This window comes from Afipia sp. GW821-FHT04G03 (assembly GCF_059419985.1).
Genome location: NZ_JBWKSV010000005.1, coordinates 1 through 26979, shown reverse-complemented (window position 1 = coordinate 26979; position 26979 = coordinate 1). Strand labels below are relative to the sequence as shown.

At 59.8% G+C, this 26979-nt stretch carries 21 protein-coding genes and 1 tRNA gene; 10 read left to right on the top strand and 12 right to left on the bottom strand.

Annotated elements, in window-relative coordinates; translation table 11 throughout:
* Nucleotides 1–2730, top strand: a 2730-nt coding sequence (locus AC07UB_RS21715; RefSeq protein WP_494655289.1) for a beta strand repeat-containing protein, incomplete at its 5' end; no start/stop codon positions are given.
* A 93-nt stretch (nt 2731–2823) separates the two neighbouring features.
* Here the strand turns inward: AC07UB_RS21715 and AC07UB_RS21710 are convergent.
* The 5 genes from AC07UB_RS21710 to AC07UB_RS21690 all read right to left on the bottom strand — a co-directional run bounded on the left by AC07UB_RS21710 (nt 2824) and on the right by AC07UB_RS21690 (nt 10100).
* On the bottom strand, nt 2824–3282 hold the full coding sequence (locus tag AC07UB_RS21710; RefSeq protein WP_494654817.1) for a hypothetical protein: 459 nt from the start codon (nt 3280–3282) through the stop codon (nt 2824–2826).
* 182 nt (nt 3283–3464) lie between these two features.
* A complete protein-coding gene (locus AC07UB_RS21705; RefSeq protein WP_494654815.1) occupies nt 3465–4556 on the bottom strand; it encodes a transglutaminase-like cysteine peptidase in 1092 nt (363 codons plus the stop codon).
* A gap of 220 nt (nt 4557–4776) precedes the next feature.
* On the bottom strand, nt 4777–6111 hold the full coding sequence (locus AC07UB_RS21700) for an HlyD family type I secretion periplasmic adaptor subunit (RefSeq protein ID WP_494654813.1): 1335 nt from the start codon (nt 6109–6111) through the stop codon (nt 4777–4779).
* Complete coding sequence (locus tag AC07UB_RS21695) at nt 6098–8326, bottom strand: type I secretion system permease/ATPase (protein WP_494654811.1); 2229 nt, start codon at nt 8324–8326, stop codon at nt 6098–6100. Before AC07UB_RS21695 ends, AC07UB_RS21700 begins: the two co-directional genes overlap by 14 nt.
* Nucleotides 8327–8513: 187 nt before the next feature.
* Complete coding sequence (locus AC07UB_RS21690) at nt 8514–10100, bottom strand: TolC family outer membrane protein (RefSeq protein WP_492789913.1); 1587 nt, start codon at nt 10098–10100, stop codon at nt 8514–8516.
* Nucleotides 10101–10783: 683 nt separating this feature from the next.
* Here AC07UB_RS21690 and AC07UB_RS21685 point away from each other — a divergent pair.
* A complete protein-coding gene (locus AC07UB_RS21685) occupies nt 10784–12979 on the top strand; it encodes a PQQ-dependent dehydrogenase, methanol/ethanol family (protein WP_494654809.1) in 2196 nt (731 codons plus the stop codon).
* 267 nt (nt 12980–13246) lie between these two features.
* Nucleotides 13247–13696 carry a hypothetical protein gene (locus AC07UB_RS21680; RefSeq protein ID WP_492789910.1) on the top strand — a complete coding sequence of 150 codons (450 nt, stop codon included), beginning with the start codon at nt 13247–13249 and terminating at the stop codon, nt 13694–13696.
* A gap of 985 nt (nt 13697–14681) precedes the next feature.
* Here the strand turns inward: AC07UB_RS21680 and AC07UB_RS21675 are convergent.
* Entirely contained in the window at nt 14682–15809 is a 1128-nt protein-coding gene (locus AC07UB_RS21675) for an S-(hydroxymethyl)glutathione dehydrogenase/class III alcohol dehydrogenase (protein ID WP_494654807.1), read from the bottom strand.
* A gap of 107 nt (nt 15810–15916) precedes the next feature.
* Here AC07UB_RS21675 and AC07UB_RS21670 point away from each other — a divergent pair, with 107 nt between their 5' ends.
* Complete coding sequence (locus AC07UB_RS21670) at nt 15917–16822, top strand: DMT family transporter (protein WP_494654805.1); 906 nt, start codon at nt 15917–15919, stop codon at nt 16820–16822.
* Nucleotides 16823–16927: 105 nt separating this feature from the next.
* Here AC07UB_RS21670 and AC07UB_RS21665 read toward each other — a convergent pair whose 3' ends face one another.
* A complete protein-coding gene (locus AC07UB_RS21665; protein ID WP_494654803.1) occupies nt 16928–17587 on the bottom strand; it encodes a peroxiredoxin in 660 nt (219 codons plus the stop codon).
* Between the two features lie 181 nt (nt 17588–17768).
* Complete coding sequence (locus AC07UB_RS21660; protein WP_492789903.1) at nt 17769–17972, bottom strand: hypothetical protein; 204 nt, start codon at nt 17970–17972, stop codon at nt 17769–17771.
* On the opposite strand from AC07UB_RS21660, the gene AC07UB_RS21655 reads away from it, so the two are divergent.
* A complete protein-coding gene (locus AC07UB_RS21655) occupies nt 17971–18567 on the top strand; it encodes a hypothetical protein (protein ID WP_492789901.1) in 597 nt (198 codons plus the stop codon). The genes AC07UB_RS21660 and AC07UB_RS21655 overlap by 2 nt on opposite strands.
* A gap of 25 nt (nt 18568–18592) precedes the next feature.
* On the opposite strand, the gene AC07UB_RS21650 is transcribed toward AC07UB_RS21655, so the two are convergent.
* On the bottom strand, nt 18593–20452 hold the full coding sequence (locus AC07UB_RS21650; RefSeq protein ID WP_494654800.1) for an alkaline phosphatase family protein: 1860 nt from the start codon (nt 20450–20452) through the stop codon (nt 18593–18595).
* 165 nt (nt 20453–20617) lie between these two features.
* Here AC07UB_RS21650 and AC07UB_RS21645 point away from each other — a divergent pair, with 165 nt between their 5' ends.
* Genes AC07UB_RS21645 through AC07UB_RS21635 form a run of 3 tightly spaced genes read left to right on the top strand, consistent with a single transcriptional unit; the run spans nt 20618 to nt 23825 of the window.
* On the top strand, nt 20618–22633 hold the full coding sequence (locus tag AC07UB_RS21645) for an acetyl-CoA carboxylase biotin carboxylase subunit (protein ID WP_492789898.1): 2016 nt from the start codon (nt 20618–20620) through the stop codon (nt 22631–22633).
* 7 nt (nt 22634–22640) lie between these two features.
* Nucleotides 22641–23507, top strand: coding sequence for an isocitrate lyase/PEP mutase family protein (locus AC07UB_RS21640; protein WP_494654799.1), 867 nt, complete (start codon nt 22641–22643; stop codon nt 23505–23507).
* 18 nt (nt 23508–23525) lie between these two features.
* A complete protein-coding gene (locus AC07UB_RS21635; protein ID WP_492789895.1) occupies nt 23526–23825 on the top strand; it encodes an acylphosphatase in 300 nt (99 codons plus the stop codon).
* Between the two features lie 8 nt (nt 23826–23833).
* Here AC07UB_RS21635 and lipB read toward each other — a convergent pair whose 3' ends face one another.
* Entirely contained in the window at nt 23834–24604 is a 771-nt protein-coding gene (gene lipB / locus AC07UB_RS21630; protein ID WP_494655292.1) for a lipoyl(octanoyl) transferase LipB, read from the bottom strand.
* A gap of 5 nt (nt 24605–24609) precedes the next feature.
* Here lipB and AC07UB_RS21625 point away from each other — a divergent pair, with 5 nt between their 5' ends.
* Complete coding sequence (locus AC07UB_RS21625; protein ID WP_192817766.1) at nt 24610–24873, top strand: FliM/FliN family flagellar motor switch protein; 264 nt, start codon at nt 24610–24612, stop codon at nt 24871–24873.
* 110 nt (nt 24874–24983) lie between these two features.
* Nucleotides 24984–25068, top strand: a tRNA-Leu gene (locus tag AC07UB_RS21620).
* Between the two features lie 22 nt (nt 25069–25090).
* Here AC07UB_RS21620 and AC07UB_RS21615 read toward each other — a convergent pair.
* Nucleotides 25091–26122: a tyrosine-type recombinase/integrase gene (locus AC07UB_RS21615; protein WP_494654796.1), complete on the bottom strand. Its 1032-nt coding sequence runs from the start codon at nt 26120–26122 to the stop codon at nt 25091–25093.
* Between the two features lie 61 nt (nt 26123–26183).
* Nucleotides 26184–26441 carry a hypothetical protein gene (locus tag AC07UB_RS21610; RefSeq protein ID WP_494654794.1) on the bottom strand — a complete coding sequence of 86 codons (258 nt, stop codon included), beginning with the start codon at nt 26439–26441 and terminating at the stop codon, nt 26184–26186.
* Between the last annotated feature and the right edge of the window lie 538 nt (nt 26442–26979).

The window sequence follows — 26979 nt, the reverse complement described above, 5'->3', positions numbered from 1 at the left end:
AGCTTCACCTACACGGTGACGGACGCCCACGGCAACAGCACCACCGGCACCATCCTGGTCGACATCATCGACGACGTGCCGCATGTGGCGATTGCCGATGCGCCTGTATCGGTTAACGAGAATGCCACGTTCAACACAGGTGCATGGTCGCTTGTGGCCGGCGCTGATGGAGTGCCGTCCGTCGAAGTTACTGTCGACGGGAACACGCAGATACTTTCGATGGCGCCCGGTCAGTCCGTTGTCTTCTCGGCTGGTTTGCCCGGCACATTGACGGTGTTCTCCAACCTGACATGGACGTTCGCGGCAGGGTCTGTGAACGCCAATACCGGCGTCACCTTCTCCATTACTGCAACGGATGGCGACGGTGACAAATCGTCCGATAGCCAGAGCTTTGACGTTATCAACGTCAACAGCGTGCCGACCGCAGGGGCGGTCACTGCAGCGGTGGACGATGAAGGTCTAAAGCACGGTATCCTCGGCAATGGTCTTGGCGTAGTTGGGGATCATGCGGCCTCGACGTCATATGCGTCCGGTTCGCTTACGGGCAGCGGCGGCGACGGCGGCGTCAATTTCACCTTTGCCAATCTGAATGGCGTCACCGGCGTTACGATTGGCCAGGAAACGGTCTCTTATGCTTACGCGTCCGGGCGCCTCGCTGCGACGATTACATCGGGTACGAGAATAGGCCAGGTCCTGTTTACCGTTGATCTCGATGAGTCGACCGGAGCTTACACATTCAACCTCATCAACCCGATCAGGCACGCAAGCGGGAACAGCGAAAACGGCGATATTTCACTGCAACTTGATTATCGCGTCGGTGACAACGACGGCGACACCTCCATCGCTGATACCGCGACGGGAAGTTTGACCGTCAATCTCGACGACGACGCGCCTGTGACTTTCGCAGCGCAATCCATGGTGATCGAGAACGGCGCCAATTCCATTGGCAGCGGTGCACTGAATTTCTATGAGAGCATCGGTGCGGACGGCGGCACCGTCGCGTTCACGGCTGTGGACGGTTCGACGTTGCTGAGCGGCGGCGTTGCCGTGAAGTCTGGCGGAAAGGACATTCATCTTTATAAATCAGATGGCGGGTCCACGCTTACAGGCAAAATCGATCTCGACGGCAATTCGGCAAATGGCGATGAAACGACCGTCTTCACGGTCAAGCTTTCGCCGAATGCAACCGATGAAACGCTCGACACGTTCACGATGCAGTTCCTGCGGGCGCTGGACGATGGCAGCCAAGTGGTGCTCAATCCGACGAATTTGGGATTCACCCAGGCCGGTAACGTCCGCTTCCAAACCATCAATGGATCAAACGACGAAGATCTTTTGATTTCGGGGGCGAACCGAACTGGCGCCGCAACCTTCACCGCGGACAGCCTTAACACAAACAGCAGTTCGCTGGGGATCGGGTCCGGTCAGTCGATAAATGACAACGACATCGCGCGAATTGACTTTGTAACGGCCGCAACGACCTCCGGGAATTTCAACGCCGGAGTTTACGACTATGGCCAGCATTTCAGTGTTAATGCGTTTTCGTTCAATCTGCAGCAAGCTGGTGCGGGCACAGAAGTATGGGTTCGCGTGTTCAATGCTCCGGACAACGATCCGAGTGGAAATGCTGCGGCTCACTCGACTGCGTTGACAGGAACCGCAAATCGCACGCCGATTACCGGGATCGAGGTGACGCACGCTGGTGTGACGACAGTCCTCAACCTTGCCAGTCTTCAGTCCGACGGCAATGGTGGCTATCTGATCGTTGGCCTGGATAACAACGACGTAATTAACGTTCTCGGTACCGGCGGCTTCAACCGGATCGAGATCGAGAATCCGTCGCAAGCCTTGTCCGGCTTCACCGGCGGAGCAACCTTGAGCGGTGGTGATTTCGACATCGGAGCATTTACGTACGCGAAGCTTTCGAGCGGTTCCGGTCACGCCGTGGACCTGAGTTTTGCGGTTCAAGCCACGGATTCGGATGGCGATACGGCCACTGGCACGATTGCGATCAGTACAACGCCACCAGCACTTACGATAAATGGGACCGCCGGTGACGACCTTTTGGTTTCTGGTAATGGCGGCGAGACGCTGAATGGTCTCGCTGGAGACGATACGCTGATCGCAGGAATTGGTGCTGACATCCTCAACGGGGGCGCGCATTCCTCGCTTGGCGACACCGTCAGCTATCAGAATTCCTCGCTTGGTGTCACCGTCGATCTCAACAATGTCGGCGGTGCGCAGATTTCGACAGGCGATGCCAGCGGCGATAAGCTGACCGGCGTAGAAAACCTCACCGGTTCGGCCCTCGGAGATATTTTGACCGGCGATGGTAACAACAATATTCTCATCGGACTCGGCGGAAACGACACGCTGAACGGCGGCGGAGGAAATGACATCCTGATCGGCGGCCCAGGCGTCGATACGCTCAATGGCGGTCTGGGTGCGGACATCTTCAAACTGACCGACACTCTGTCGGCCGACATCATTCAGGACTTCAATAACGCGCAAGGCGACAAGATCGATTTGACGTCGTTGTTCTCGGTTGCTTCCGGCCACAACATTAGTGAGTACGTTGCTCATACAGGAACGACACTTCAAGTCGATGTGGATGGAAACCTTAACGGTGCGAACTTCGTGACGGTGGCAACATCGCTTCCGAACACGCCGAACGCCATTACCATTATGTACGAGGACGCCGCTCACGCCGTGCAATCCGCAACCGTGTGATGTGACTCTCATCAGTCAAGAAAAGCCCGCCGGAAATTTTCCGGCGGGCTTTTTCTTGCGCGATAGCTCAAACAGATTTCGCCGCTGAACAGCCTAGATGTCTCGTCCGCCCGGTCCGCTGCCGACAGTCACGCTGATGCGCTGTATCTCGGTGCGTCCGCCCGGATACTTGACCTCGATGGTGAGGACATCGATTCCCGAGAAGTCCGGTTTTGAGCGATAGAATGCGATGAAGCCGGGGACTTCGAGCGCGAGGCATTGTTTGTAATTCGTGGCGCTGACCTTGCCGCGCTTGATGTTGACGGCCCCGTTCGCCGGGGGGCTGACAAGGCGGATAGCCGGAAGGGTGCCCGACGTGCAATCGGGCTGCACGTTGAGATAAACTCCGACCCGGATGTCCTTCGCCGGCGGGCCTTTGGCGGCGCGTTCGACCGTCGGAACCTGCGCGAGCGCGATTGAACTCCCGCAGGCGATGAGAACCGAACCGGCAAGGCCAGCCGCGGCTGCGTGCCGAAGCTTGCTCCGAAATGAAACTTTTGCGTCTGGTTTCACGATATTCCCGCTTGGCCTAAATCGGCGCTAAAATCGCGCCGAGACCTTGGAAATATAGCACGAAAGCGATCACCGCGCATCGTAAGGCGGTAAAGCGCAGGCTAGGCCGCAGCTCTGGAGGACCCAAAAAGGTTAGCAACCGTGGCGATGGGCCAGTCGATCGGGCTCGACCGGCAATACCGTTACATCAGGATCGGCAGGGTTGCCGCGCCTGAAGAGCTACCCGCGAGCGACATCCCGGCGTCGCCGGCATCAGTCGTTGCGGATACTTCTTGTGACGACCAGCCTGTGGCCACGCCTTCGCTCCTCATGGCGTCAGACGCCGGCAGAACTGCCTTGGCAGCTCTGTTCAGCCGTTGAGTCAGGTAGGGCGATGCGAAGAGACTTACTCCGGCGCTGTCGAGAGCATAGAGGGGAGTAAAGTGCAGCACTTCACTGTCGATTGCCAACTTCGCGCTCCGATTGTCCAGCACGCTCCAGGTTCCGCCATCTCGAACGGTGAGGACGGCGTGGTCCTCGCGTACTCTTCGGTCACGGACCAGAAGAATGCGGAGATCCTGCTCCGGGACGCCTGCTTCCCGCAGTACGACATATTTTGCAATTGCGTAATCCTCGCAGTCGCCCCGTCCAGCTTCGAGCGATGCCAGCGGCGCGGACCACACGTCCAAGGCAGCGTGCTGCGAAAGATCGCTCGTATAACGGATGGCGATATTGATCAGCCGATTGGCGGTTTCCAATCGGGCCACGCCACTTTGGCCGCGAACTTCATCGACGATCAATTGGAAGCGACGGGCTGCGTCGCTGCAAGTGGAGGCATCCGTCTTGCAGTCTTCCACCTGTCGCAATTCGGATTCAATCGCGGCTTTTGCGCCGCGCCATTTGCGCCAGAGCACGCCTTCCGGCGCACGGAATGTAAAGAGACCAAAGGGTTCGTTCGTGGTCTGCGATGTCCGTTCCATGTTGATCAGCCCGGAAGGCGCATCGGAAAGAACGTCATCGTTTGCCACAGACGCCAGCCGGATTGGCTGCTCCGTCGCAGGTTTGCCGTCGAGCTTCGCCAGAACGCTGTTGATCGAAAAGAAGCGCGCGCCTCCAGCCTGCACGCGGACAGGCTGCGACGGCGGAGCCAGCATGGAAGGCGTCACCAGATCGTCAAAAATATACTTTCTGGGCTTGGTCTTCGATGCTGCCTCGCCTGGAAAACCACTAGCGGTCAGTATCGTGAGGCCAATAACTGCCGTTGTGACGGTACGAGCCGTTGAAAACATCGCCATGAAAAACGCCCCTGTATCCCGGGGGCGTCGGTCAGCCTGAAGCTGATCCCGTCCCCGTGTGATGGGGCGATCATTGGACGCGGGCACCTAGAACCGGGTTAAACGGCGCTAATGCGAGGGGCTATTCTGTGCAGGAGAGTGGAAGGCGAGGAAATGGATTATCTAGAATTTGAATCAACCCATCCGGTAACGCAGCGTTAATGCTGATGTTTCGTTACCGTCAGCGTTCACGAAGGGCTTCTTCGCGCAGCATTCGTGCCGGCTTCACGACGTAATCAAGGACAGACTTCGCGCCCGTGAGCACTTCGACAGTGGTCACCATGCCCGGGATGATGGGAAGAGGGGTTTCGGTTGTCCCAAGGTGGTTCTTATCCGTACGGACCATCACGCGATAGAAGGTCTCAGCCTTTTCGCCGCGCTCGGGCTTGTCGTCCGCAATGGTATCGGCACTGATCCGCTCGACCTTGCCCTTCAGAGAGCCGTAAACGGACGAATCGTAAGCTGTTATTTTGACAACGGCGTCCTGACCGGCACGTATGAACGCAATGTCCTGCGGCCGAATTCGACCTTCAACCAGAAGACTGTCATCGAGCGGAACGATATCCATCAAGTTGGCGCCCGGCTGCACCACCGCGCCAACTGTCGTCACGTTCAGCTTGTTGACGATGCCGTGGACCGGGGACTTCATCTCAGTCCGAAAAACGCGATCTTTCGCCGATTTAATGTTCTCATCGAGAACGGCGAGGTCACCCCTCGATTTTGCAAGATCCTCATCCGCCTGCGCTCTCAAGGTCGCCCGCGCATTCTGCGAACGGGCCTGGGCTTCCTGAACCGCTGCTTCTGCCTTCGACAAAGATGCCTTGATGACCTGCAGTTGCCCGCGCATTTCGGTCGCTTGCCGGTCAATTCGCAGCATCTCGATTTCAGGCACGACCTTCTGCTGATACAAATTGCGCGTCAGATCGACTTCACGTTGAAGCAGCTTGAGGGTTTCGGTCAGTTTTGTTTCCGTCGCCTTGTATTCATCGAATTCTCGCCGGCGCTGGGTTTCTTGTTGCGCCACGACGTCGATGTCCTGCGCGAGTTTCCGCGCACGCGCTTCAAACAGGCTTTTCTCGGCTGCGACGGCTCGGGGCGCAGCTTCCATCTGTTCAGCAGGGAAGGCCAAAGTGCTGGCGCCGGCGGCTTCGGCTTCAAGGCGGGATACGCGCGCAGCCATCGCTGCCCGTCTTTCGCGGATTTCACCAAATTCAGACGCGAACTTGGTATCTTCGATCCGCATCAACGGCTGGCCTTGCTTTACGATGGCGCCTTCCTGAACGAGAATGGCTCCGACGATGCCGCCTTCCAGCGATTGGACAACCTGAATCTGACGGGTCGGTACGACCCGACCGTTGCCGCGTTTCACCTCGTCGAGAACGGCAAAATGGGCCCAGATGATACCGACGACCATAAGTGCCAGTGAGCAAAACAGGACGAGCCGCGACGTGCGCGGCGTACGCAGTTCGACCGCGGCGCGAATATCGTTGGCGAAGGCAAAATCAGTTTGCTGCATTTGATTTCATAACGGGTTTGTCAAATTTAGGAGGCTCTGCTTGCCGCTTCGCGCCCGCCTGAAGGCTGGCGAGGATGGTTTCGCGCGGCCCGTCGGCGACCAGCTTGCCACGCTCGAACACCAGAATTCGATTCACGAGGGACAGCAGGGAAGGGCGATGCGTGGAAACGATGATCGTCATGTCAGATTTGGTTATCGCCTTCAGACGATCGAGAAATTCGGTTTCGCTGCGCACATCGAAGTGCGCAGTCGGTTCGTCCATGAACATGATCTTTGGTTTACGGATCATGGCCCGCGCCAGCCCGATCGCCTGCTTCTGGCCACCGGAAAGGCTTCGCCCACCTTCAGCGATCGGCATGTCGTAGCCGAGCGGGTGACCGGCGATGAATTGCTCGACTCCCGACAGCCGCGCGACTTCGAGAACCTCTTCGTCGGTTGCCGATGGCTTCCCAAGCGTGATGTTATCGCGCAGCTTTCCAAAGAACAGGTCGGTATCCTGCATAACGAAGCCGACGCCGGCGCGAAGGTCCGCCGGATCATACTGCCGCAGGTCGATTCCATCGATGGCGATGCTGCCTTCAAGCGGATCGTAAAATCCTGCCAGCAGCCGTCCGACCGTCGTCTTGCCTGAGCCGACGCGGCCGATAATGGCGACACGTTCTCCAGGTGCGATTTTGAACGATACGTTCTCGAGCGCGTTTTCCTTGGTGCCGGGATAGCGAAAACTCACGTTTTCGAAACTGACGGATCCATTTTCGATTTTCCGGGTGACGAAGGCGCGTCCCGGTGGGCGCTCCCGCTCAAGCGACATCAACCGATCGATGGAGCGAAGCGCGCTGATAGTTTGGGTCGCGCGCGTGATAACCGAGGCGAGGCTGGATATCGGAGCCAGCACACGGCCGGAGAGCATATTGGCCGCTATCAATGCGCCCATGGTGATCTTGCCGTCGAGGATCAGGAACACGCCAATCACAACGAGCAGCATGCTGGTAATCTGCTGGGCCGAACTCGAAATGGTCAGAGCCAGCGAAGACCAGAAATGAACGTCCTCGCCGGACCGGGCTGTTGCCGCAACGGATCGTTCCCACGCAGTCTGCATGCGCGATTCCGCGCCCGTCGCGCGAACGGTTTCGATGCCTGACAGCGATTCAATCAAGACGCCGTGGCGTGCGGCGGATTCGGCTTGTAGCCTCTTCATCGCCCGATCCAGCGGACGCTGCAGGATAAATCCGGTCGCGATGACGATCGGCAGCATCAGCAGCGGAATCCAGGCCAGCGGCCCGGCGATGACGAAGAGCACGCCGATGAAGATCATAGCGAAAATCAGGTCCGTGGCCGCCACCACTGTTCCTGACGTAAAGAATTCTCTGACTGAATCGAAGTCCCTCATCTGATTGGCGAGAATGCCTACGGAGGTCGGCCTGTTCGCCATTTTCACCGCGAGAATATGCTCGAAGATATTCGCGGCCAGCACGACATCGATTTTCTTGCCGGTGAGATCGATGATCCGGCTTCGGACAATGCGGATGATGAAGTCGAAAACGATCGCAAGACCCAATCCGATCGCCAGTGCAACCAGCGAAGGGATCGCGCCGTTCGGCACGACCCGGTCATACACGTTCATTGTAAAGAGGGGCGCTGCCAGAGCGAGCATGTTGACAAGGAGCGCCGCCAGCGCGACATGCCCGTAGTTGGAGCCGAACCTGCGGACGACCGACCAGAACCAATGAGTCTTTGGCAGGTCACCGGCGGCGACGGTTCGCGCATCGGCCGTTGCTGCTGGCTTGACGAGAAACGCATAACCCGAATAGCGCGACGCAAGCTCGGAAAGAGTCGTGCTGGTCGCTGTTTCGGGCCGCTCAGGGTCAACGACACGAGCCATTTCGCGGGCTTCATCGAGTCCGCTCAGGATCAATGGCATCCCATCCTTTGTGATAAGCAAGACAGGCAGCACGAGCGCGGGAATATCCGGAAGCGCTCGCTTTACCGGTTCGATCTCAAGTCCGGCTCGCAGCCCTGCGCGTTCGACCAACATCGCGGTCAGGCGGCCATTGATAATCGGCAGGCCAGCGATCAGGGCTTCGCGGCTGATTGTGCGTCCATGAAAGCCTGCGAGATAGATCAAAGCCGCTGCCAACGGATCCCTTAAGGGGTCAACGGCATCGCGCTCACCCGGCGTCGAGGGGCTTAAATGAGTTGCGGCTTCCGGTTTCACGGATGTGGTCCTGGCTATGAGTTTAAGCAGCCATCCTAGTGCCACCGGTCAGAAAACTTAAGAAAACCTTAAGATTAAGACTAATGCGCACGCATTAACTATCGCATACGCAACCCGCGCCTCCGCCGGCAGGCGTTTGCGAATTTGAAAATGAACGACGTCAATTAATGACGTTAACGACCTGGCCTCAATTTGCCGACGCTTGGGCGCGGGAAGCGCTTCCTGTCACAGGCCACTTCGATGCTGCATCGACCAACTCCTGCGCCGGGTTAGAACCCTGCCAGCGGCCAGCAAAATCGTCATTGCCAGGAAGAAGATTGCGCGGCCCGGTTGCTGCGTAATTGAAGACGGGTACGGGTTCTGCCCGCTTAACGGGAAGGGGCTCCGGGCCCGTCACGGGATCATGCAGAATAATAGGCGGCAGCTTGGTCGGGAAAAGCCCGAACGGCTCGACGTCAGGCGAGGCGTCGGCCGGTGGAGGCGCCTTGACGTATTCGATCAGATTGCCCATCGCGGCGAGCAACTGATAGTCGGCAAATATGGCCACGCTCTGCGCGGAGACCAGCGAGATAAATCCGTTGAACAGCTGGTTCTGCCCGTTCAGCAAATCGACCAGCGAGCGCTGACCGAGTTCGTATTCCTTCTGGTAGGACGTAATGACCTTACGGTCCGATGCGATCTGACGATTGAGCGCTGCGATTCTGTCCGCGGTGAGCGTGCGAGCGGCCCACGCCTTGTCGATCGATTCGACGGCGTCGCGCTGCAGGCGCGCATGACGCATGGTGCCCTCAACATAACGTTCGGCCATCTCGGCGCGCCGCCATGTATCTTGGCCGCCGCGGAAAACATCCCAGCTCACGACCACCTTGCCGCTCACGTCGTCGCGCTTGCCGACATAACTGTTGGCGTCGATTCCGGTGGAGGCGCGTCCTTCCAGATAGACATTCGGAACGAAAGCGCCCGAGGTGCTGCGAAATGCGTATTTAGCTGCGCGGGCGTCGGCTTCCGCCGCCTTGATGGTCGGGTTGAACCGGATCGCGATGGCGAGCGATTCATCCTTGGTGGAGGGCAAACCTGCAAGGCGGTGCGGGTTGCGCAGATTGTAGGGTTCGAGACCGACGGACTTGCGATACTTTGCCCGCGCCTCGTCGAGGCTCTGGCGGAAGCCTGCCAGGGTGGCAATGGCATTTTCGACGCGCTCGCGCGTCTGCTCAAGATCGCCTTCGCCAGCGCGGCCGCCCTTGAAGCGGGCCTGCACGTTGCCAAGCAAACCACGGTGGACTCTTACGTTGTCTTCCCCGATGGAAATGAGACGGGTGTAGCGAATGACGTCGATGTACGCTTCGGCCGCGTCCAGCGCGAGCAATTCGGTTCTCTCATGCACGCGCGCTGCCGCCGCATTGACGCGCGCGGACTGACGCCAGATCTCGTTCAAGGATGTAAATCCGTCGAACACCAACTGACGAGCGACGACCGAAACGTCTCGGCCGTTTCGCCAGGTATCGTTCCCGAGTGGTGCAGGGACAATCTGCTGATTGAAGCGCTCCGGACCTGCGCGTCCTTCAACGCGAACTTGCGGCAGCAACGTCGATTGCTGTTGCCTGAGTTCTGCATCAGTTGCGCGCCGATTGGCTGCAGCTTCACCAACGCCCGGATTCGTGGCGATTGCCTGCTTCAAAGCGTCGTTGATCAAAAATGCAGACTGGCTATGCGCTACAGGCGGAAACGCACATCCCAGCAGCAACGCTGCCGCGATAAACGCTGGTGTACGCATCCTAAAATCCCCCAAAGACTCAATCGATTAAAAAATTTCTAAAAAACTGTAGCACGCTACCTAGCTCCCTAGAATGGCCACATATTTGACTCTTTGGAACTGTTGCAGGAAGGCAACGAGAATAGGTTCCATAATACCTCCCCCAGGTCGCTATCCCCGTCAAAACGCGAGCTGATTTTAGCTTGTTAAGATGTGCGTTCGGCTCCTGCAGGTGGGTTGTGGATAGGAAAATATACAGGCTTGGGTTGTTGGAGGGTGGGGTCCGGCAGTGAGCCTCATTGCTCCACGGACTCTCAAAATCTGCCGGCAGATGTTCGGCTTCATTCGCACCCAATCCAGGCAACGCGGCACACAACCCGTGGCGATCTCAGCAAGTTCGATAGGCGCCAACGATTCAATCGTGGTGTCGCGGAATCCACGCGATCGTAGGCGCTGCTTATTCACTTGTCTCTTCTCTCTTCAAACCATCTCCGATCAACTGCACGACGGCATCACGGCGAGCAATCATTGCTGCGGCCGGCATGACATGAATCGAGATGTAATTTCGCTGTGCGAATGATGGAACAACGCAGCGCGTTGCGCTGCAAAACAACAAAACCTTGCATGCCACACACATGCGTTGACGCTTCTTCTTTTGCGTCTAACATTCAACGAGACCCACCAGAGGTCATTGGGAGGATTGTATGAAACGTCTCGCCAATCGTATCGATGTCTTTCGGCAATTTTCAGCGACGACCAAAACAGCGACTACCGCAACCCGGCACTCAGTGCTGGGTTTTTTGTTGGCCGCGTCCGCGATCGCGACGCTTGCGGTCTTCTCCGCTGCTTCTGCGCAATCGCCGCCCAAAGGTTCGCCTGAACACATCAAGGCGGTGACGTCGGCGGTCGATCAGAATTCCATCAAGGCCAATGCTGCAACATCGAATGACTGGCCCACGATCGGCCTCGACTATGGCGAGACGCGGTTCAGCAAGCTGAATCAGATTAACACCGACAACGTCAAGAATCTCGGTTTGATGTGGACCTACAATCTTGAATCGTCGCGCGGCGTTGAAGCGACGCCGCTGGTTGTCGACGGCATCATGTATGTCACCGCATCGTGGAGCGTCGTTCACGCCATCGACGTCCGTACCGGCAAGAAGATATGGACATTTGACCCTGAAGTATCGCGCGCGATCGGCTTCAAGGGGTGCTGCGACGTCGTGAATCGCGGCGTTGCGCTCCACAAGGGCAAGGTCTTCGTCGGCGCCTATGACGGGCGGCTCGTGGCGCTCGATGCCGTGACCGGCAAGAAGGTCTGGGAGAAAGACACGCTCATCGACAAGGAGCATTCCTACACGATCACCGGCGCGCCGCGCGTTGTGAACGGCAAAGTGGTGATCGGCAACGGCGGCGCGGAATACGGCGCGCGCGGTTACGTCACCGCGTATGACGCGGAAACCGGCGATCAGGCCTGGCGGTGGTTTATCGTTCCGGGCGATCCTGCCAAACCCTACGAAGATGAATCGATGGAGGCGGCCGCTAAAACCTGGGATCCGGCCGGCAAATACTGGATCAACGGCGGCGGCGGAACGGCGTGGGACACCATCACGTTCGATCCCGACCTGAACCTTGTTTATATCGGGACGGGCAACGGATCGCCGTGGAACCGGCATCTCCGCAGCCCCGCAGGCGGCGACAATCTCTATCTTGCGTCGATCGTCGCGCTGAATGCCGACACCGGCAAGTACGTCTGGCATTATCAGGAAACACCCGGCGATCATTGGGACTACACCTCGACCCAGCCGATGATCCTGGCGGACATCAACATCGACGGTGCTCCGCGGAAGGTGATCCTTCATGCGCCGAAGAACGGCTTCTTCTTCGTCATCGATCGCACCAACGGCAAGTTCATCTCGGCGAAGAATTTCGTCGATGTGAATTGGGCGACCGGATACGACGCCAATGGACGTCCGATTGAAGTTGCCGCGGCACGCGACCCCGAAAAAGGCATGGACGCCATTCCGGGTCCTTACGGCGCCCACAATTGGCACCCGATGTCATTTAATCCGATGACAGGCCTCGTGTATCTGCCGGCGCAAGGCGTGCCGCTCAATCTCACTCCGCAGAAGGGGTGGAAACACAACGCCAATCAGCCCGGTGAGTTTGGCGGCAATACCGGCTGGAACACCGGTTTCGTGCTGAACGCGACGCCGCCGAAGAACATGCCGTTCGGCCGGCTCATCGCGTGGGATCCGGTCAAGCAGAAGGAAGCATGGAAGCAGGAATACGTGGCGCCGTGGAACGGCGGAACGCTGACCACCGCCGGCAATCTTGTTTTCCAGGGAACGGCCGATGGCCGCTTCATCGCCTACAATGCGACGACAGGCGAGAAGCTCTGGGAATCGCCAACGGGCACAGGCGTCGTCGCGGCGGCGTCGACCTACATGCTCGATGGCAAGCAGTACGTGTCCATCGCGGTCGGGTGGGGCGGCGTCTTCGGGATCGCGGCCCGCGCCACCGAGGCGGACAATCCCGGCACGGTCTATACCTTTGCGATCGACGGCAAGGCGCCGCTGCCGCAAATGACCAAGTATCAGATGGAGAATCTCCTCGAGGGCGTGAAATACAATCCGGCAGATGTCGGGCCAGGAACGCTGCTGTACGTCAGCAGTTGCGTGACCTGTCACGGCGTCCCCGGAGTGGACAAGGGCGGCAATGTCAGAAATCTCGGCTACGTCGGCGCCGAAACGATCGCGAACCTGAAGAACTTTGTGTTCAAGGGACCGCATGTCGACAAGGGAATGCCGGACTTTACCGGCAAGCTGAGCGAAGACGACGTCGTCAAGATCACGGCGTTCATTCAAGGCACCGCCGACGCGATTCGTCCGAAGAAGTAGCGGCCCTCAGGCGCTCAGTCGAAGATTGGAATTAGCGCGTTCACCCCGCAGTGGACGCGCTAATTTTTTGAGAGCGAAACAGTCTCGAAACAGATCGCGACAAATCTAAAAAATTGTTATATTTCAAGTCCTTGCTGTGTATTGTTGACCGTCATTATAGCTTGCCGCATTGTGCTTAACGATTTTCAAACACAGTCCCGCCAGAGTCTTGTTGTTGGTGGACTGGTCGCTTTGTCCAGATCAGTTGCATCTGTTTTCCGGCTTCACATGCGAATTGTTGTTTTTCTGTCTGTCGTTTTGTCGCTGCTGGCGAGTTTGCCGGCACGCGCCGATGTGCGCATCACCCGCGATCACGGCGGCTACGTCGAAGAGTACAAGGCGAAGTACCAGCGCATTCGCGCGCGGGGCGAGCGCGTCATCATCGACGGCATCTGCAATTCGGCCTGCACGATGGTGTTCGGCATTGTGCCGATGAACAAGATCTGCGTGACGCCGCGTGCCAGTCTCGGCTTCCACCAGGCCTATTACGACAAGGCCTTCACCCTCGGCATCAAGATCACCAGCAACGAAGGGACGTCGGATCTGATGTCCTATTATCCGCAGCCGGTGAAAGCGTGGATCAGCCGCAACGGCGGGCTCACCAACGAGATGAAGAAGATCAAGAACGGCAGCGATCTCTGGCAGATCGTCGATCCGTGCCCGGAAGAGTTCTTCTGAACAGCGAAATCTATCGACTGGTCGTCAACGCGAAAGCGGGGACCCATTAATCCTCGAAACATTATTGATGTCGCGTCATCCTGAGGTGCGAGCCGCATTTGCGGCGAGCCTCGAAGGATGCGCGGTTGCATGTCCTTCGAGGCTCGCAAGTGCTCGCACCCCAGGATGACGGCGATACGCTCTCAACCGCGGTGATTATGGGTCCCCGCTTTCGCGGGGACGACATCGGAAGTGTTGCGCGCTCGCGCTGAACGTTTTCCAGATTCATTTTTCAAACAGCCACGCATCATCGTTCCCGCGCCGCGCGCGAGGTGAGCTTTTAGTTTTGCCCTCAAATGCGCGCGCGAGGCCTGCCTCGTTCGCGCCCCTGTAAAAAGGGAGGGGCATGGAGCGCCGCGAGGCGCACCTTGTATTCGTTTCGCTCCCGGTATCGCTTGCGACACGATGTGGTCCGGAAGCGCATCGCCTCACGGCGCTCCACTGCGGCGATTTTGGGCGAGAGGACCGTACTTCCGGGACAGGACGGACGCGGTGCGTCTTTATCCGGCGGGATTTCTCCGCCTTCATCCTGTCCGCGTCCAGCCGCGAACGGCAGAGCCACGTAGTTGGCCCGGACGGTGACCCCAGCCTCCCGAGCGTGTGTTTGCGAAACACACGTGCAGGCGCCGCATCCTGCTCCGCTCTCAAGACGCCTCTAGAAAGCGCCCCTCACGAACAGGATGTGCCGAACATAAGCGGGGTTCAGAGCGCGGGGATGTGTGTCCCCATCACGAAATGTTTCGGGCGTCTGGTCACTCGATGTTGTTCGCCGTCATTCCGGGGCGCGCGTCTTCGCGCGAACCCGGAATCCACCGGCTACGAGTTTCCACGGTTCTGGATTCCGGGCTTGCGCCAAGCGGCGCATCCCGGAATGACGGAGTGGAAAATTCTTGCGATGACAGCGCGCGAACGCACATCAACGCCAGTTCCTCATGTTGGCTTGTCGCTAGAACGTCACCACGCCCCGGATCGATTCCCCGCGCTTCATCAAATCGAACGCCTTGTTGATGTCGTTCAGCGGCATCACATGCGTGATCATCGGATCGATCTGGATTTTTCCCTGCATGTACCAGTCGACGATCTTCGGCACGTCGGTGCGGCCGCGCGCGCCGCCGAAGGCCGTGCCCTTCCAGACGCGCCCGGTCACGAGCTGGAACGGACGGGTCGCGATTTCCGCGCCCGAGGGCGCGACGCCGATCACGATCGATTGTCCCCAGCCGCGATGACAGGCTTCCAGCGCCTGACGCATCACCGTGACATTGCCGGTGCAATCGAAGGTGTAGTCCGCGCCGCCGATCTGGTCTTCCTTGGTCTTGGTCATGTTGACGAGATGCGCGACGAGGTCCTTGCCGACATCCGTCGGATTAACAAAATGCGTCATGCCGAAGCGCTCGCCCCAGGCCTTGCGGTCGTTGTTGAGATCGACGCCGATAATCATGTCGGCACCTGCGAGCCGGAGCCCCTGCAGCACGTTCAGCCCGATGCCGCCGAGGCCGAACACGATGGCCTTCGCGCCTTGCTCGACCTTCGCGGTGTTGATGACTGCGCCGATGCCGGTGGTGACGCCGCAGCCGATGTAGCAGACCTTGTCGAACGGCGCGTCCTCGCGGATTTTCGCCACCGCGATCTCCGGCAGGACGGTATAGTTCGCGAACGTCGACGTGCCCATGTAGTGATGGATCGGCTTGCCGCCGAGAGAGAAGCGGGACGTGCCGTCCGGCATCAGGCCCTGGCCTTGCGTGGCGCGGATCGCGGTGCAGAGGTTGGTCTTGCGCGACAGGCACGAGGGGCATTGCCGGCATTCCGGTGTGTACAGCGGAATGACGTGATCGCCTTTCTTGACGCTGGTCACGCCTTTGCCGACATCGACGACGATGCCCGCGCCCTCATGACCGAGGATGGCGGGGAAAAGCCCTTCGGGATCGGCGCCGGACAATGTGAATTCGTCAGTGTGACACACGCCTGTCGCCTTGATCTCGATCATCACTTCGCCCTCGCGCGGGCCTTCGAGTTGTACGGTGGTGATCTCAAGCGGTTTCCCGGCAGCGATGGCGACGGCGGCGCGAACGTCCATGACGAATCCTTTGGTCTGGAAGGCATTTCGATCTGCGTTTCCGGGCGAGTTGCCCGGCGCATTTGATGATTGCCCGATAGCATAAGATCGGGCAAGCAGTTGCGCAAATGAACCCGCCGTCGGATCAGCAACGACTTGAATCGATCGCTGCGCGCGCGGCGCCTGCGATCTTCGTCTTGCTGTGGAGCACGGGATTCGTCGGCACGAAATACGTGCTGAACGGAGCCGAACCGCTGACCTATCTCGCGGTGCGAATGGGGCTTGTTGCAGTCTTGATGGGAGTGATGGTTGCGATCTGGCGTCCGAAGTGGCCGGATCGCGCTGGTGTGATCCATAGCGCCATCGCCGGTTTGCTTGTGCATGGCTTTTATCTGGGTGGTACAGCCGTCGCGATTTTTCATTCGGTCCCCGCGGGCCTGTCCGCACTGATTCCCGGACTGCAACCCATTCTGATGTCCACGCTGGCGAACCGCTGGCTCGGCGAGCGCGTGACGCCGCTGCAGTGGACCGGGCTGTTGATGGGTTTGGCGGGAACGCTGATCGTTCTCCATGGCCGTTCAATGTCGGGAGAGGCGGGTTGGGGCTGGGCTGCCACTTGCGTCGCGCTCGTCAGCATCACGCTCGGCACGCTTTATCAAAAGCGGTATTGCAGCCAGATCGACTGGCGGGCGGGAAATCTCATTCAGTTCGTCGCAGCGGGATTGCTGTTTGGCCTCGGCGCGTGGCTGTTCGAGACCCGTGTGATCGTCTGGAACCGCGAGTTCGTGCTCAGCCTCGCGTGGCTCGTCGTCGTGCTTTCGATCGGATCGATCGGTCTTCTGTACTGGCTGATCCGTCATTCGGCGGCGACGCGGGTGGCGAGCCTGTTTTATCTCGTGCCCGGCGTTACCGCGATCATGGCCTATGTACTGTTCGACGAGCGGCTCGATCTGCTTGCGATTATCGGTATGGCGATCTGCGCCGCTGCCGTGTTGCTCGTGAACAGAACGACGGCGCCTGCGCGCGCTGCCTGAGCCGGACGGGTTTTCGCAAAGCGGAGCACACTGTTCCATCGGCCGTCGCAATAAAAAAGGGACGCAACCTGCGTCCCTTTTGGTTTTTGCGAATGTGCAGTGCGATTATTTCGGCTGCGGAACGATCCGGATGTACGGCTTCGGAGACTTCCAGCCGCCCGGAAATTTCTCTTTCGCCTGATCGTTGGTCACGGAGCCCGAAATGATGACGTCCTCGCCCTGTTTCCAGTTTGCCGGGGTGGAGACGCTGTGTTTCGCGGTGAGTTGCAGCGAGTCGATGACGCGGATGACCTCGTCGAAGTTGCGGCCCGTGCTCATCGGGTAAACCAGCACCAGCTTGATCTTCTTGTCCGGCCCAATGATGAACACAGTGCGTACCGTGGCGTTGTCAGCAGCGGTGCGGCCTTCGGAGCCGCCGGACGTGTTTGCCGGAAGCATGTTGTAGAGCTTGGAAACCTTCAGGTCGGTGTCGCCGATCATCGGATAGTTCGGCGCAAACCCCTGGGTCTCCTTGATGTCCTCGCTCCAGGCTTTGTGCTGGGCGACCGGATCGACACTCAAACCGAGAAGCTTGACGCCGCGCTTGTCGAATTCCGGCTTCATGCGGGCGAGGGTGCCAAGCTCGGTGGTGCAGACCGGGGTGAAGTCTTTCGGATGCGAGAAAAGGAGAGCCCAGCTATCGCCGATCCAGTCGTGAAAATGGATGTGTCCCTCGGTGGTATCTGCTTCGAAATCCGGCGCGGTCGCGCCAATCTGAAGAGTCATCGATCCGCCTCATGTCTTTAGCGTTACAAAGAAATTTGATGTCAGGGGTATAGCCCTCGAAGAGCGAAAACGAAACTACGGGGCGAAAAGGACAAGATTTTTCCATCGCGCGGACGCTTTCCAGAATTCCCTGCTGTTTTGCGGCGGGTTGCCGAAAGTTCACAACTGAGTCCCGTTGCGCTCACTTTTTCGCAATGCCCCGAATTTGACTTTGATGCGCCGCACAGCCGCCGGTTCCCGATGTCATTTCCATCGAACCGAGCGGACGGTCAGTGCGACCAATCCGCAACCATAAGGGAAAGAAGCGATCTCCGAATCGCTTAATTAACGCTTCGTTTACATCCGCATGAAAATGCTGCGGGATACAAAAAGAGAAAAGTAACATGACGTCCGCCTCGATTATCGCCAACGCGCCGCTTTCCGAACTGATCCGGAAAATCGAAACCAGCTTCACCGCAGACCGCGATGTCTCCGCTACCGCGCTTGCCTTCGTGCGCGACGGCGTGATCACGGGCGAGGGGCCGACGACCTCCGGCCGCGTGCACTTCTCGCGGGCGCTGGATGCGGGTGACGCGGCCTGGTGCGCGCGGATTCTCACCGCTGCGGCGAATGCCAACGAGCCCGTCAGCCGGGCTGAGGCCGAAACCCTGTTCGAGATCAACGAGGCGGCCTCCGAGCGCAGCGACGACGGACGCTTCGACGACCTTTTCGCCAAGGCAATCGTGCATCACGCCGCAGCTGCCTCCGGTTTGCCGGTGCCTCCGCGCGCCGTCGCTCTTTCGCCGGACACCGCCATCGAAAGCTGGGCGCCCACCAAGGCCGTCGGCGTCAACACCGAAGTGCTTGAGTGGATCGCGAGCCAGATGCGCGGCAAGCGCCGCAGCAACCTCGCCCTGAAGGCGCTGGTTGCCACCTTGATCGGCGCCGCGACCCTGCCGCTGGCTCAGACGTTGCCGAGCGTTCTCGATTTCGGAATGTAAGACGCGAACTTGATTGAGGCAGGCGCTACTTCGCGCCTGCCGTCTTCACCGTCTCCGGAAGCCCGATCGTGCGGCCCGGAAATCCCGCGACATCGAAATAGCGCTGGTTCAGCACGCGCTGGAATTGCAGCACGGTCCTGAGGCCGTTGGCTGCGGGCTTGCCCGTGAGCGTTCCGCTGAAGCCCTTCGGCGTCACGCCGTTCGGCATGGCTTCCGTCATCACGCGGCCGATCAGCGAGCCCTTGGCCTTGCGATGGAGGCCGAGGAGGTGAGCCGCGGTAATGCCGACGTCGGCATTACTTACGGGAAGCTGATTGACATAACCCGCCTTGAAGTCCGGACCGACCGCCGCCATGAAATTCATGGTGTCGCCGCGGCTGAAGCTGCCGTGCATTCCCTGGCCCTGCCGCAACACCGTGTCGGCGATTTCCACCGAGCATAGCGTCGGTTCATCGCAGCCGCTCGAGTAGGAGCGGAAGTTCACGACGATGGCGGGGTGCGGCGTCACGGCCTTGCCCTTCAGGCTCAGCAGCGACAGCGGCAGAGTGCCGGGAAAACGTCCCAGTCCGTCATCGACGAAGATGCCGCTGACATAATCCTGGTCCAGCAAAGCCTTCACCGTGCGATCCGCCAGCTTGCGGTCGCCGTTAGGCAGATAGATCAGATCGGAGCCGCCGTTGGTGGCGACGACGAGATCGGGCTTCAAGGGATTCTTGCCGAGCAGAGCGTTACCGGCTTTGGGATAAGCGTTCTCGCCGACAGCCGCGTTCTTGTTGTTCGGATCGAACATCGGCAGGTTCAGCGCCTTCGACAGATCGATGGCGAGGAATCCCAGCGGCAGGAAGCCTTCCGGCGTGTCGGGATAGGTGCGCTTCACCGTCGAACTGGTTTTGCTTTCCTTCGAGATCGTCGAGAAGCCGTGATCGGCAGACACCATGATGTTGGTGGTGGCGGCGAGGCCGAGATCGTCCAGCGCCTTGCGCAACTGTGCGAGGTTGTTGTCGGCGTTTTTGATCGCGGCGCGCGAAGAGGGGCCGTTGATGCCGGGCGTCACGCTGTTGAGGCTGTCGCCCTGGTTATGTTGCGTGCCGTCCGGATCGCGTGACCAGAACACCAGCACGAACGGCTTGTTGCGCGCCTTGAACATCGGCAGCACGACCTTGCTCGCGACATCGGCGAGATATTCCTGCTGCTTGATGTTGGCGACGACGGTGCCGGGCGTCTTTGCGTCGCCGGCCTTGCCGTTGTCGCCGCGTCCCGGTGTCGTTGTCGGAAGATTGGCGGCGCCCAGCGCGGCCTTCATCTCGTCGGAAAGCGGAATGCCGATCAGTTTGCCGTCCTTTTCGACGGAGCCGGTCTGGTCGTCGATGGTGATGGTCTTGGTGCCGGTGCGCTCGGTATGGTCGAACAGCAGCGTGGGGCCGACCTTGCCGATGGCGGCGGTGCTGTAGCCCGCATCGCGCGCGGCCTTCAGCAGCGTCTCTTCGTTGAGATAATCGCCGTTGAACTGCTCATCGACCTCGCGCAGGACCTGATCGTGCTCGATGAACGGCACGACCGTGCCGCCCTGGCTCGCGACCGACACGGGATGCCCCGTATAGATCGAATTGCTGAACGTCCCGGTGTCGCCGAGATAGTGCCCCGTCGACATGCCCGACGCGTTGGCCATGGTGAAGGTCGGAAACAGGGAGTGGGGGTTCTTGAAGTTCACGCCCTTGTCGCGCACCGCCGCCATTGCGGGCGCCGTTTCCGGGGTCACGGCCAGCGCACGGAGTCCATCGGGAACGAACAGAATCAGGTTGCGAGGCTGGTTGTTTTGGGCGAAAGCCATGGTGGATGACAACGCCAGAAAACCGATGGAAAACAGTGAAATGGTGCGGCGCATGAGAGTCTCGCTTGTAGGTGGACATGCCAGCCAGCCCAGTCACGCTGGGCGGTAATTCGGTGTAGTAAATGCCCGCGACAGAATTGTTACAATCCGTCGCACATGCCAAATTGCGGTTGTAGGCCAGCCAGCCCGAATCCGCCTTTTCAGGATCCAGATCACTCCATGTTCAAAAAGATACTGATCGCCAATCGCGGCGAAATCGCTTGCCGGGTCATCAAGACCGCACGCCGCATGGGCATTGCGACGGTGGCTGTCTATTCGGATGCCGACCGCGATGCGCTTCACGTCGAGATGGCCGACGAAGCGGTCTTCATCGGACCGCCGCAGGCCGCCGAGAGCTACCTCGTCATGGAGAAGATCATCGAGGCTTGCCGCCAGACCGGGGCGGAGGCGGTGCATCCGGGTTATGGGTTCCTGTCGGAGCGCGAGGCGTTTCCGCGCGCGCTGGAAGCGGCAGGCATCGTGTTCATCGGTCCCAATCCCGGCGCCATCGCAGCAATGGGCGACAAGATTGAATCGAAGAAGGCGGCGGCCAAGGCGAAGGTCTCCACCGTTCCCGGCCATCTCGGTGTGATCGAAGACGACAAACATGCGGTGAAGATCGCCGACGAGATCGGCTATCCGGTGATGATCAAGGCGTCGGCCGGTGGCGGCGGCAAGGGCATGCGCATCGCGCATTCGAAATCCGAAGTCGCGGAAGGATTCAGCCTCGCCAAGGCGGAAGCGAAAGCGTCGTTCGGTGACGATCGCGTGTTCATCGAGAAGTTCATCGTCGATCCGCGCCACATCGAAATCCAGCTTCTCGGCGACAAGCACGGCAACGTCATCTATCTCGGCGAGCGCGAATGTTCGATCCAGCGCCGCAACCAGAAGGTGATCGAGGAAGCCCCAAGCCCGCTGCTCGATGAAGCCACCCGCCGCAAGATGGGCGAGCAGGCGGTGGCTCTCGCAAAGGCCGTGAATTATGATTCCGCAGGCACCGTCGAATTCGTCGCGGGCCAGGACAAGAGTTTCTACTTTCTCGAGATGAACACGCGGCTCCAGGTCGAGCATCCGGTGACCGAACTCATCACCGGCGTCGACCTGGTGGAGCAGATGATCCGCAGCGCTGCCGGTGAAAAACTGTCGCTCGCGCAAAAGGACGTCACGCTCACCGGCTGGGCCGTTGAATCGCGCGTCTATGCCGAAGATCCGTTCCGCAATTTTCTGCCGTCGATCGGCAGGCTCGTGAAGTATCGCCCGCCCGCGGAAAGCAAGGTCGGCGATATCACGGTACGCAACGATACCGGCGTGCAGGAAGGCGGCGAAATCTCGATCTACTACGATCCGATGATCGCCAAGCTCGTGACCCACGCGCCGTCGCGCGCCGCCGCCATCGAGGCGCAGTCGAACGCGCTCGATGCGTTCTATATCGACGGCATCCGTCACAACATTCCGTTCCTGTCGGCGTTGATGAATCATCCGCGCTGGCGCGAGGGCAATCTATCGACCGGATTCATTGCGGAGGAATTTCCAAAGGGCTTCGGACCGCGCACGCCGGAAGGCGAGACGGCGCATCGGATTGCCGCGGTGGGAGCGGCTATCGATCACATTCTGGGGGCGCGCAAAAGGCAGATTTCCGGACAGATGAACGGCCGTGCGGTGTCGCGCGAACGCCGCCGGGCGGTCTGGCTCGGTCGCAACGAGGTGCCGCTTGATGTCGCGCGGGACGGCGAGGGGATCGTCATTCGCCTGATCGGCGCGGACGGTGCCGCCGGACAGCCTGTCACGCTGGTGTCGAACTGGAAGCCGGGCGATCCGGTCTGGCAAGGCAGCATCGCGGGTCATCCTGTCGCCATGCAGGTGCGGCCGATGCCGAATGGTTTCCGGCTGGCGTATCAGGGTTACGAATTGCCGGTGCAGGTCTATACCGAGACGGAAGCTGCGGCCGCGCGGCTGATGCCGGTGGGATCGGCAGCTGACACCGGCAAGAAGGTGCTGTGCCCGATGCCGGGCCTCGTGATATCGATTGCCGTGACCGAAGGTCAGGAGGTCAAGGCCGGCGAAACGCTGGCCGTGATCGAGGCCATGAAAATGCAGAACGTGCTGCGCGCCGAACGCGACGGCACGGTGAAGAAAATCGCCGCGACTGCCGGCGCGACGCTGGCTGTCGATGCACTGATCCTCGAGTTCGCATGAGGTTGTGATGTTGCCGCAGGAGAAACGCGAAGCATTCCGGGCCATCCTGTCGGGCCGCGACATCGTCAGCCCCGGCTCGGTTTACGATCCGATCTCGGCGCGCACCGCCGAAGATATCGGCTTCGAGCTTGGAGTTCTCGGCGGCTCAGCCGCGTCGCTGACGATTTTAGGCGACCCCGATCTGGTGCTGATCACGCTCTCTGAACTTGCCGAACAGGTACGCCGTATTTGCCGCGCCGGGAAAATTCCCGTGCTGGTCGATGCTGACCACGGCTACGGCAACGCGCTCAACGTTCGCCGCACCGTGCAGGAACTGGAAGCTGCGGGCGCCGCGGGCCTCAGCATCGAGGACACGCTGCTGCCGCAGGCTTACGGACAGGCCAAACCGCAGCTCATTTCCATCGATGAAGGTATCGGCAAGATGAAGGCGGCGTTGAGTGGCCGCTCTGATTTGTCGCTGGTGATCGCAGGCCGCACCGGCGCGGCGTCGATCTCGAACATCGATGATGCGGTCGCGCGCGCCAGGGCCTATGAGGCCGCGGGTGTCGATGCGTTGTTCCTGAGCGGGCTGAAAACCCGAGCGGAATTGCAAGCCGTCGCGAGCGTCACAAAGCTGCCGATCATCATGGGCACCGCTGACGGCGAACTCGCGGATACGGCCTTTCTGGCCAGCCAGCGCGTGCGCATCACCTTGCAGGGACATGCGCCGATCGCCGCTGCGACACAGGCGGTGTATGAGACGCAGAAGGCGATGCGCGACGGCGTTGCGCCGAAAGACCTCAAGGGTCTGCCGTCTCCGGAACTGACCCGCCGCGTGATGCGCGACCCTGACGTGAAAGCGCGCATCGCCGATTTTCTGGGATTGAAGAAGTAGAACCCTGAAGGTGGGTCGATGAGCGATGTCATCCGCCACATCGTCATTCGCGGCAAGGTGCAGGGCGTCGGATACCGCGCATGGATCGAAGGCGAGGCGGTCGCCGGCCGTCTTGCCGGATGGGCGCGCAACCGAAAGGACGGGGCTGTCGAGGCCGTTCTCGCCGGCCCGGACCATGCTGTCGCTGCGTTGATTGCAAAATGTCAGGACGGTCCCGGCATGGCGCGCGTCACCGCCATCGACAACGAAGCGGCCAGCGAAGACATGTTGGGTTTGCGCGTATCCGGCGAACGGTTCTCGGTGCTGCCGACGGTTTGAAGCCGCGATCAGGCGGCCGGTTTCCCGGCATTGGCCGTCGTTGGCCCGAAAATCTCCTCGAAGGCCTGCCTGAGCGCCACGTCCACATCGCTCATCGTGACCGGCAGGCCGAGATCGACCAGGCTGGTCACCCCGTAGCGGGGATCCTCGACTCCGCAGGGCACGATGCCCGTGAAGTGGGTGAGGTCCGGCTCGACGTTGATCGAGATGCCGTGCAGCGACACCCACCGCTTCAGGCGCACGCCGATCGCGCCGATCTTGTCCTCGCGGGAAGGGCCTTTCTCCGGCCGGGGCACCCAGACGCCGACCCGGTCCTCGCGCCGCTCGCCGCGCACGTTGAAGGCGGCGAGGGTGCGGATCGTGAACTGCTCGAGGCTGGCGACGTAAGCCCGCACGTCCGGACGCCGGCGCTTGAGATCGAGCATCAGGTAGACCACCCGCTGGCCGGGACCGTGATAGGTGAACTGTCCGCCGCGCCCGGTAGCGAACACCGGGAACCGGGCGTCGATCAGGTCTCCGGCCTTGGCGCTGGTGCCGGATGTGTAGAGCGGGGGATGTTCCAGCAGCCAGACAAGCTCAGGAGCATGGCCCGCGGCAATATCGGCAGCCCGCGTTTCCATGGTCTCGATGGCTTCCTGATAGGCCACCGGCGCTGCCGCCACCCGCCACTCGGCGGGCGGGCCGGAGCGGGGGAAAAACGACGTCAGGGCAAGGTCTTCGCGGCGCTCCTGGAGCATATTAACCTTTGAGTAACCATATTCGTGGTGATCTGCGTCCATCATTCATGTGTGGGTGTCAAATCAAAGTGGCAACTCTCGATAACGTCTCGGTCGATCTGATGGTGGTTCTCGGGACCACCTCAATGCCCGTTCATCAGGTGATGCGGCTGAGCCGCGGCGCCATCATCGAACTCGATGCGACCGAGCAGGACGAGGTCAAGGTTCTCGCCAACAACCTGCCGATCGCCAGCGGCGTCGTGGTCGTGAACCGCAACCGCATCGCGGTCGAAGTCAAGCAAATGTTGCCCCGGACGCCTGATCACAGATAGTCCGGAAAGCCTCTGGCTGCACGGCTTCTGAGGCCTTGTCCCCCCAATCCCGATTTGTTACACGGGCGCCGACGATGCCGCGCCGGGTGCGAATCCGGGGTGATCGTTTAGCGCTCGTGGCGGAATTGGTAGACGCGCTGCCTTGAGGTGGCAGTCCGTAACAGGGTGGGGGTTCGAGTCCCTCCGAGCGCACCACCTCACAAAAATACACTTGAAATCATTTAGCTTTCGGCTCTGACGCCCGCACCTTGTGCTTAGGTGCGGGAATAGATGTTTCCGTTTCGGTCCGGGATAGCTTTTTCATTGCGTCTGCGGCCAGCGACCGGCGGTTTGCGGATCGTGTGTAGAGCGCCGCCATCTGACCGCCCGCCCAGCCGAAGATTGCCTCCAGCTCGGCCACCGTGGCCCCGTGGTTCGCCGCGTTCGTCGCTGCGGCCTTGCGCAGCCCATGCGCAGATTTGTTGACGCCGGCAGCCCGGCACGCATCCCGAAACATGTTGCCGAGGCTTTCCTTGGTCAGCGGGTTGCCATTCGATGCTGCGATAAAGGCGAGATCGCCCGTGGGACCGGCGTCGAGGGTCTTTTGCAACTCGGGGAGGATTGGAATAGTCACCCGCATTCCCGTTTTCTCGGTGTCGATGGCGATCACGCCGTTGCGGACATGTTGCTTGCCGACGACGGCGGCGTCACCCCGACGGAGTCCGGTGTACAGGAATAGATCGAACATCACCCGCTCACGGGTGCCCCTGGGCCAACGATGCTCGAAGGCTTCGATCTCATCGTCGGTCCAGACCGGAAAGCCGCCAGCTTTTGGCGATCTCGCCTTCTTGAGTGTGATGCCTTGGGTCGGGTCAGTCCGCACCAGATCAGCGTCCGCCGCCCAGGTGAACAGACCGCGCATCGTGCTGAGGAAGTTCTTGGCTTGTGACGGCGTGGCCGCGCGCTTGTCACGACCGCGGATGATCGCCGCGCGATCAATGCGGGACACCGGCTCCCGGCCAGCGGTCTTCAAAATGTGCAGGAAGAAGTTTTCACGCTGCTTTCGCGTTGCCGGCGACAGATCACGCCATGCGCCGGACTGGCGGTAGAGGCCGACCAGCCACTCGAGGGTGCCTTGGGACGGTTTCTCGTTTGGCGCATGGGTGTCACCAGCGAGCGCGGCTCGATACGCAGCATCGAACTCCGGGGTACCGTAAGCTACTTTGATGCGGGTCCGGGGTCCTTTGCCGACACGCACGTACCAGACCATTGTCCCGTGCCGAGTGGCTTCACGATGAAGATGAGGCGGGCGAGGACGAGGCATGGAAGGATCAGAGAACAATTTCGCTGTCCTCTTCAAGTTGTTTTTCCTCCCTTGCCGCAGCCAGCGTGTCAGAAAGCGTGATGAGAAAGCTTCCGTTGGGCGTCACCTCAACCGTCAATGCACCAGCCTGCTTGGCGGCACGCAGAGTTCTTGCGACATCCGCCTGAGTAAAACGTGCTGGAGTGCGGCTCATAGCGAGATGATTTCTCGAAATTGTGAGATCGGTGAGAGATCTGCAATGAAGCTGAATTAATTTCCAAGCCATAGCTGCGTCAAGGCGACCAAGTTGACCAGTCCGGCCTGATTAGAATTTTCCGAAGCCCAACTCGTTCGCGCGCGCGCGTCTCTCTCTCTCGTTAGAGAGAGAGTGTTCTTGTTAGTGTGCATCCCGCAGGCATTGCTTGCCGCATGCTTGTGGCAATGCGGTGAGCATGCGACAGGCATTTTCCGCGCTACGATTTCTCCAACAGGTTGCCAGCAACATACTCAACCCACTTCTGCGAGCATTTCGAGAGCACCTTTCGCGTCGTCACTGCAATGCTTCAGGCATCGCATGAGGATGCCGCTGGCAATGCCACAAGCATGCTCACGGCACTGCGGTTGGCTCGCTCTGAGCATACAAAAAGAGGCGAAATAAATCAGTGAATAACTTTTGACGAGACAGCAGTGGTCGAGAGAAGGAGCGTTACTCGGGAGCGTCTCACTGTCTCACTGTCTCACCGTCTCAGTGACCTGACCGGGCTTTTTTGGACCAAGCTTTGTGAGAAAGTGAGCTTGGAAAGGAGCTTTGGTTATGCCGAAGA

What these genes read in the sequence shown, in the direction of transcription:
- AC07UB_RS21705 (WP_494654815.1), bottom strand. Translation starts at nt 4,556, where the DNA reads ATGGCGATGTTTTCAACGGCTCGTACCGTCACAACGGCAGTTATTGGC.
- AC07UB_RS21700 (WP_494654813.1), bottom strand. Translation starts at nt 6,111, where the DNA reads ATGCAGCAAACTGATTTTGCCTTCGCCAACGATATTCGCGCCGCGGTC.
- AC07UB_RS21690 (WP_492789913.1), bottom strand. Translation starts at nt 10,100, where the DNA reads ATGCGTACACCAGCGTTTATCGCGGCAGCGTTGCTGCTGGGATGTGCG.
- AC07UB_RS21685 (WP_494654809.1), top strand. Translation starts at nt 10,784, where the DNA reads ATGAAACGTCTCGCCAATCGTATCGATGTCTTTCGGCAATTTTCAGCG.
- AC07UB_RS21680 (WP_492789910.1), top strand. Translation starts at nt 13,247, where the DNA reads ATGCGAATTGTTGTTTTTCTGTCTGTCGTTTTGTCGCTGCTGGCGAGT.
- AC07UB_RS21675 (WP_494654807.1), bottom strand. Translation starts at nt 15,809, where the DNA reads ATGGACGTTCGCGCCGCCGTCGCCATCGCTGCCGGGAAACCGCTTGAG.
- AC07UB_RS21670 (WP_494654805.1), top strand. Translation starts at nt 15,917, where the DNA reads ATGAACCCGCCGTCGGATCAGCAACGACTTGAATCGATCGCTGCGCGC.
- AC07UB_RS21665 (WP_494654803.1), bottom strand. Translation starts at nt 17,587, where the DNA reads ATGACTCTTCAGATTGGCGCGACCGCGCCGGATTTCGAAGCAGATACC.
- AC07UB_RS21655 (WP_492789901.1), top strand. Translation starts at nt 17,971, where the DNA reads ATGACGTCCGCCTCGATTATCGCCAACGCGCCGCTTTCCGAACTGATC.
- AC07UB_RS21660 (WP_492789903.1), bottom strand. Translation starts at nt 17,972, where the DNA reads ATGTTACTTTTCTCTTTTTGTATCCCGCAGCATTTTCATGCGGATGTA.
- AC07UB_RS21650 (WP_494654800.1), bottom strand. Translation starts at nt 20,452, where the DNA reads ATGCGCCGCACCATTTCACTGTTTTCCATCGGTTTTCTGGCGTTGTCA.
- AC07UB_RS21645 (WP_492789898.1), top strand. Translation starts at nt 20,618, where the DNA reads ATGTTCAAAAAGATACTGATCGCCAATCGCGGCGAAATCGCTTGCCGG.
- AC07UB_RS21640 (WP_494654799.1), top strand. Translation starts at nt 22,641, where the DNA reads ATGTTGCCGCAGGAGAAACGCGAAGCATTCCGGGCCATCCTGTCGGGC.
- AC07UB_RS21635 (WP_492789895.1), top strand. Translation starts at nt 23,526, where the DNA reads ATGAGCGATGTCATCCGCCACATCGTCATTCGCGGCAAGGTGCAGGGC.
- lipB (WP_494655292.1), bottom strand. Translation starts at nt 24,604, where the DNA reads ATGGACGCAGATCACCACGAATATGGTTACTCAAAGGTTAATATGCTC.
- AC07UB_RS21625 (WP_192817766.1), top strand. Translation starts at nt 24,610, where the DNA reads ATGTGTGGGTGTCAAATCAAAGTGGCAACTCTCGATAACGTCTCGGTC.
- AC07UB_RS21615 (WP_494654796.1), bottom strand. Translation starts at nt 26,122, where the DNA reads ATGGTCTGGTACGTGCGTGTCGGCAAAGGACCCCGGACCCGCATCAAA.
- AC07UB_RS21610 (WP_494654794.1), bottom strand. Translation starts at nt 26,441, where the DNA reads ATGGCTTGGAAATTAATTCAGCTTCATTGCAGATCTCTCACCGATCTC.